Source organism: Mycobacterium sp. ZZG, from assembly GCF_054786995.1.
In genome coordinates this window covers 22,356-28,742 of sequence record NZ_JBTBFV010000064.1, presented here as the reverse complement: position 1 = coordinate 28,742, position 6,387 = coordinate 22,356, and the positions used below count along the sequence as shown (strand labels likewise).

Genomic DNA, 6,387 nt, shown 5'->3' with positions numbered 1-6,387 from the left:
AGTTGCATCTACGAGATGCCCTTCGTAGTGGCTGAATTGGATCCTGAACAAATCTCATTCTCCCACCACGACAGGGCATTTCGCTGTTTCAACCCACCCAGGCCGCCACCTAATCGGTGTATCCAGGCTTAGAGCCCTCGGCCGACTCCTTCAGGCCGGTGTTGATAGTGGCGGCATAGGTCGAGAGGTTGCCGAAGAAGCGCTCCAGACCCGGGAAGGGGTTGAACACCGCCGAGGCGATCTCGCTGTACAGCGAAGAGGTCGTGATGGTGTCCCAGGCCGCGGGAAGTCCTTCGGTCAGGATCCCGGTGCCTTGGCTGCCCAGGTTCTGCACCGTAGTGGACAGCGATTCACCGATGACGCCGATGGGATCGATCCACCCGGACAGCTCCACGGCGCGGTCCTGTATCACCGGCAGGGTGGGCGCTACCGGGTTGACGGCGATGACCGAGGCCCCGGCAATTGCCACAGCGGCACCAAGCAACCTATTTGGACGGGGGGAAGAAGAGGAAAGCTCAGGCCAGAAGCCTGGGGTTGAGCCGGCGTGACGGACCAATTGCACGGTAACTCCTGGATAACGGGTAACGGAAAGCCATGAGGCTGGCTGGAGATTAGCTGAGGCTACCCTGTGCAACAAGGCCTACCTCCATAGTGGCTATCGTGAAAAAGTTAACTGGCAACACCGAATGCGCCGCCGATGAGCGACGCGTCATCGTGCGAGCGGGTAAGGCCTCGACTGCCGGGCAACCTCACGGCTGCGGATCGAAGCGAACACTAGCCAACCGGCCCGGCTTTATGGGTGCCACGTCGGCTCCCGTGTCCCACATCACTTCTGGCGTGGTGGCCGGTCGTTTCCGGCACCCGCATGCGGTGCACACGGGCGCAGCTCGCCGAACCGACTGTGCGGCAGGGGGTTCGCTATCGGGCCTGGCGCCCGGAGCCCGGCGGCACCGGCAGCGCGCGCCGTCGTGGCGGCGCGGCGACCCCTGGGCCGGAGTGATCACCGGCAGGCCGCCCGCGTTGATGGAGGCGCCCAGCCATGCCGCGAAAAGTCAGGTTATGCGGTTTGCACGTCCATGTCTGACGAGCTTGCTAGCCTGCCTTTCAGGCATTGCGGAGGTGGCCGAGGGGACAGCACCGACTGATCGGCGAGGGGACACGTTCGGAGGGGGCGGATTTGACGACCTGCGTCGAAGCGACCCGATGACGTCGCGGGACGATTTCGGCGAAGACTGCACCGCGGCCGAATTCGAATATCACCGACTGCTCGATCGGAGCCTGGTTCCGGTGTGTATCCACGACGGCAAGATCGTGCGCTACGTCAACCCCGTGGCGGTGCGCGCGCTCGGCGCGACAGCGTCCGTCGAGATCATCGATCGCCCGATAGCTGACTTCATTGCTCCGGCGTCGCTGGGCGCGGTCACCGCCGCCCTGGCCCACTTGCGCGCGGACGGCGACGTCTCTGGGCCCGGCGACTATTCCCTCATGCGCGTCGACGGCAGCGTGTTGGCTGCCCAAGCGGTGGCGGCGTTGCGGCTGCAGCGTGGCGATCCCACGTACGAGGTGATCTTCCGGGACCCGATGCCGGCACGGCCGATGGTGCTCGCCGGTGACTCCGGCGACCGCAAGCCCACAGCGGCGACCATCACCACCACCCTCGACGGCATCGTCACCGACTGGAGCGCCGATGCCCACGACCTCTACGGCAGGTCCGCAGACGAGGTGGTGGGGATGCCCGTCGAGAGGGCGGTCGGCGCCCCGCTCGATCCCGATGCACTGGTTCGTTCAGGCAGCGGTTGCGTGGTCACCACCCACATCGACGCTGAAGGGGCACCGCTGGCGGTGCGCGTGCTGGTGGTCCGGACCAGCGGCGGCTACGTCGTCGTCTGCGACACCGTCGTGGCCGCCGATCGCAGCGGGCAGCGACTGCACGCGGTGCTCGACCTCCTTCACGAGGGTGTGGTGATCGTCGGCAGCGATGGCAGATTCCAGTTCGCCAACGCCGCAGCACGCCGGATCCTCGGAAGCGGCGCCGAGGATCTCGTCGGCCTGCACCACAGCAACCATGGAGCGGACCTGCCGATGTATGACCACCAGGGACGCCTGCTCGACCCGGATTCTCATCCGCTGCAGTGGATCCTGAAGACCGGGCTGAGCCTGCGGGGGGAGGTGGTCGGCGTCGACCGTCTCGACGGCACCCGGATCTGGGTGACCGGTCACGGTCGCGTGATGCACCCCGAGGATCCGCAGAACTCACCGATTCTGATGTCGTTCACCGATATCACCGAGCACTACGACGCCCGCGAGAGACTTCTGCACGAGGCCACTCACGACTGGCTCACCGGATTGCCGAACCGCGGGCACGCGTTGGACCACGCCGCCGCGGCGATGTCTCAGACCGGCGCGGACCGGTTGTCTGCGGTGCTGTTCATCGACCTCGACCGGTTGAAGTCGGTCAACGACAACCACGGCCACACCATCGGTGACGACGTGTTGCGCCGGGTGGCCCAGCGGATGCGCTCGGCGACGCGACCCCAGGATCTGGTGGCACGAATCGGTGGGGACGAGTTCGTCGTGCTGCTGATGGGACCGGTCGAGGAGGCCGATGTGGACGCGATCGCCGAATGTCTGCACGAGGTGCTCGCCGAGGAGATGCTCATCGGATCGCTGAAGCTTCGGGTCGGCGCCAGCATCGGCATCACCACGATCAGCGACGACGACCGGCGCAGCCTGGGGGATGTGCTCCGGGATGCGGACGCCGCGATGTATCGCGCCAAGGCGCAGGGACGCGCCAGCACAGCACGTTTCGAAGCCGCCCCCGACCGCCTCTGCGACTGATCGGGTCAGCGCTGCGCTCGGCGGGCCAGCCGGGCGGGGTCGTGGATGATGGTCGACTTACCCCGCTGTTCGATCCAGCCGCGCTGCGCGAAGTCCGACAGCGCCTTGTTGATGGTCTCGCGCGACGAGCCGGCCAGTTGCGCGATCTCCTCCTGGGTGAGGCCGTGCTCGACGCGCAGCGCGCCGTCCTGCTGGGTGCCGAAGCGGCGGGCCAGGTCGAGCAATTGCTTGGCGACACGGCCGGGGACGTCGGTGAAGATCAGGTCGCACAGCGTGTCGTTGGTGCGGCGCAGCCGGCGAGCCAGTACGCGCAGTAGCTGGTCGGCGATCTCCGGGCGCTCGGCGATCCAGAATCGCAGCGCCTCCCGGTCCATGGTCACCGCCCGCACGGCGGTCAGCGTCGTGACCGAGCTCGTCCTCGGCCCCGGATCGAAGATGGCGAGTTCGCCGAACATGTCGGCCGGGCCCATCAGCGTCAGCAGACTCTCGCGGCCGTCCGGGGTCGCGCAGCCGACCTTCACCCTGCCCGAGGTGATGATGTAGAGCCGGTCACCCAACTCGCCCTCGTTGAAGACCCGGTGGCCGCGGGGGAACGACACCTCCTGCAGCTGGTTGCACAACACGGCGACCGCGCTCTGGTCCACCCCCTGGAAGATGGCGGCCCGTGCCAGAACTTCGTCCACGCTGTCCCTTTCTCGCTCTCGACCGAGTGTGCGGGCGTCGCCGAAGGACGCATTACAGGAGGGAGAGCACGCGTAACGTAGCAGGTCCGCGGTCATCTCCGCGAGCCGTCTCGCCCGGTCACCGGGAGCTACCGACGGTGAAAACCTCTCGGGTGCAACACCGTTCGTCAGTCGACGGTGATTCGTAGATTTTCGCACAAGAACAGGAACGCGACGGCGAACGGGTTGTCGGCGGTGTTCTGCCGCAGCGCGGGCCAGTCGAGTTGTTCACGGACCGCGCGCACTGACGGGATCAGCCGGGCGAAATCGCAGTGGTGCTCGTTGAGCGCCCGCAGCTTCTGTGTCACCACCGCGGTCGGTGTCAGCACCGGTATGGACAGCGCCAGCACGTCCTGCACCCGCGCACGGTCGATCAGCTCGATGTCGACCGGCACCCCGTTGATGTGGTGGAGCACGTCGATCAGGGCAGGTTCGTCCACGCCGAGGGCGGCCTTGAACAGCCAGTCCTCGGGCGGTCTGCGGATGTCGAAGCCGGCTTTGGACAGGGTTGCCGCGGCCGCCTCGACGTCCTGTTCGGTGACGACGAAATCGACGTCATGGGTCGGTTCGGGGCCGCCGTGGACCCACAGCGCATAGCTGCCGGCCAGCGCGAACGGTGGACCGTCGGCCTTCAGCGCCGAGGCGGCCCGCCGCAGCGACTCACGCAGATCGTCGTGGGACATGGAGGCATCACCGTTGGTTTCCGTCGCAGGTGGGTAGTTGGGTACCCATGAAGTTGGTGACGTTCAACATCCTGCACGGCCGCACCCTCGGTGACGGCGTGGATCTGGACCGCTTCGCCGAATGTGTGGCCGGGCTCGACGCCGACATCCTGGCGCTGCAGGAGGTGGACTCGATTCAGGCGCGCTCCGGATCGGCCGATCTGACGGCGTTGGCCGCCGAGGCGATGGGCGCGCGGAGTCACCAGTTCGTGGCGGCGATCGCGGGCACACCGGGGGCGACCTGGATGGCTGCGACGGGAGAGGAGCAGCCCGGTACCGCTGCGTACGGCGTCGCGCTGCTGTCGCGCTATCCGGCATTGAACTGGCAGGTCGTCCGGTTGCCCCGGATCCCGTTCCGGTTCCCGATGTATCTCGCTGCGCCCGGGCGGGTGCAGGTCATCCACGAGGAGCCGCGCGCGGCGGTGATCGGACAGTTCGACACCCCGCTGGGGAACCTGACCGTGGTCAACACCCATCTGTCGTTCGTGCCGGGATGGAACCGCGTCCAATTGCGCCGGCTGATGCGCGACGTCCGCGGTCTGCCGTGGCCGCGGATCCTGACCGGCGATCTGAACATGTCGGCCGCCGCTGCGCGCCGGTGGTCGAGGCTGAGGCAGTTGGCGGCGGCCCCCACGTTCCCCGCCGACAATCCCTCCAAGCAGCTCGATCACGTGCTGACCGACGACCCCGGGTTGTTCGCAGCGGCGTGTGAGACGCCGCGAGTGCCCATCTCCGACCACCGGCCGCTGGTCGTGCATCTGCAGCGCTCGGATTCCGAGGTCCACCTCGGGGACACTCGGACGCAGAACCCCTGAGCAGACCCGGGGAATCGGCGTAATACGTCGACTGCCAGGCTATTCCGAGGTCAGCAGGAACCGCCCCAGATAGGGCGCGAACCGATCTCTGAGGCTGTCGGGGTCCAGGCCGAACATCTCGGGCGAGGTGTGCACCCGGCCGTGTCGTCCGCGGCGGTGGCCTTGCAGGTATTGCGCGATCGCGGAGCGGGCATCGTCGGTGAGCAGTTCCCCCGCCACTGAGTACACCCGCTCGGCGGTGCCTATCTCATCAGTCATGAACTGGTCGAACACGATGTCCACCGAGCGCTCCGCCGGGATGAGATCTCGATCCCGAACGCAGGTGTCGAGCAGGCGTTCCAGCCGGTCGATCCACGCATGGGCGAGCGCCGTGACGTCGACCCTGTCGCGGTGCATCCGCTCGGAGTAGGTCACCATCGCGATCATCGACAACGCCACCGGGACCGGATCACGATGGGTGAAAACCACTACGACACCGGGCATCACCGCCTCGAGCGCCGGCAGCTGCCCCAGGTGCTGGGGCGACTTGAGCACCCATCGCCGTCCGCCGCGCAGGAACTGCAGCGCCTTGAGCTGCGTGACCAGATAACGGTACGACGACGTCTGGTCGCTGCTCCAGAACCACTCGGTCCAGCGCGGCACATGGGCCAGAGTGTCCATCAACATCGTCGAGAAGTCGTTGGCCAGCAGCTGGATCTCCTCGTGCACGTGATCCGTGGTCATCTCGTGCATCAGGGCGAAGTGTGGCATCAGCACATCCATGGTGTGCACTGCGACGTCCATGCGCGCGATCCGCGGATCGGGCTCTATCCCCGTCTCGGACGGTAGCGGGAACGGTTCGACGCTCTCCCAGTACGGCAGGCTGCGGAAGGTCGGCGCCGCGGCCAGCATGTTGTGCAGGTGGGTGGTGCCCGAGCGTGGCAGGCCGGCGATCACCACCGGGGGAGCCAGCTCGATGTCCTCGATCTCGGGATGTCGGGCGAGCAGCTCCGTCAGCAGCAACCGATTCTTGAGCCACTGCACGAGCTGCGCGTGGAAATTCACGATCCCCGGGGCGTGCATATCGATCTCGCGCAGCTCGCTGACGTAACGCTGCAGGCGGTCTCGATAGTCGTCCGGGCCGAAGTCGGTCAGGCCCGTGGCTTCCGTGGCCCGCTGGTGCAGCACCTCCACATCGAGTGGGCAGTCGGCGGCCAACGTCGCCATCATCTCGCGAAGCTGTTGTGCCGCAGGGCTGTAGCGCGGTTCGGCGAGGTCGTCGAGATAGACCAGATCCGCTGTGGCGTCCGT

At 66.8% G+C, this 6,387-nt stretch carries 6 protein-coding genes; 2 read left to right on the top strand and 4 right to left on the bottom strand.

What is annotated here, in order from left to right:
• Positions 1-109: 109 nt before the first annotated feature.
• Positions 110-469, bottom strand: a complete 360-nt coding sequence (locus tag ACXMYJ_RS24795) for a hypothetical protein (protein ID WP_460359112.1) — start codon at positions 467-469, stop codon at positions 110-112.
• Positions 470-1,203: 734 nt separating this feature from the next.
• On the opposite strand from ACXMYJ_RS24795, the gene ACXMYJ_RS24790 reads away from it, so the two are divergent.
• On the top strand, positions 1,204-2,838 hold the full coding sequence (locus ACXMYJ_RS24790) for a diguanylate cyclase domain-containing protein (RefSeq protein WP_460359111.1): 1,635 nt from the start codon (positions 1,204-1,206) through the stop codon (positions 2,836-2,838).
• A 5-nt stretch (positions 2,839-2,843) separates the two neighbouring features.
• On the opposite strand, the gene ACXMYJ_RS24785 is transcribed toward ACXMYJ_RS24790, so the two are convergent.
• Both ACXMYJ_RS24785 and ACXMYJ_RS24780 read right to left on the bottom strand, forming a co-directional pair.
• Entirely contained in the window at positions 2,844-3,521 is a 678-nt protein-coding gene (locus ACXMYJ_RS24785) for a Crp/Fnr family transcriptional regulator (protein ID WP_260751223.1), read from the bottom strand.
• 167 nt (positions 3,522-3,688) lie between these two features.
• Entirely contained in the window at positions 3,689-4,243 is a 555-nt protein-coding gene (locus ACXMYJ_RS24780) for a nucleotidyltransferase (protein ID WP_260751224.1), read from the bottom strand.
• Between the two features lie 47 nt (positions 4,244-4,290).
• Here ACXMYJ_RS24780 and ACXMYJ_RS24775 point away from each other — a divergent pair, with 47 nt between their 5' ends.
• Positions 4,291-5,097, top strand: coding sequence for an endonuclease/exonuclease/phosphatase family protein (locus ACXMYJ_RS24775; protein WP_443188623.1), 807 nt, complete (start codon positions 4,291-4,293; stop codon positions 5,095-5,097).
• Positions 5,098-5,136: 39 nt separating this feature from the next.
• Here ACXMYJ_RS24775 and ACXMYJ_RS24770 read toward each other — a convergent pair whose 3' ends face one another.
• A complete protein-coding gene (locus ACXMYJ_RS24770) occupies positions 5,137-6,306 on the bottom strand; it encodes a sulfotransferase family protein (protein WP_443188633.1) in 1,170 nt (389 codons plus the stop codon).
• Between the last annotated feature and the right edge of the window lie 81 nt (positions 6,307-6,387).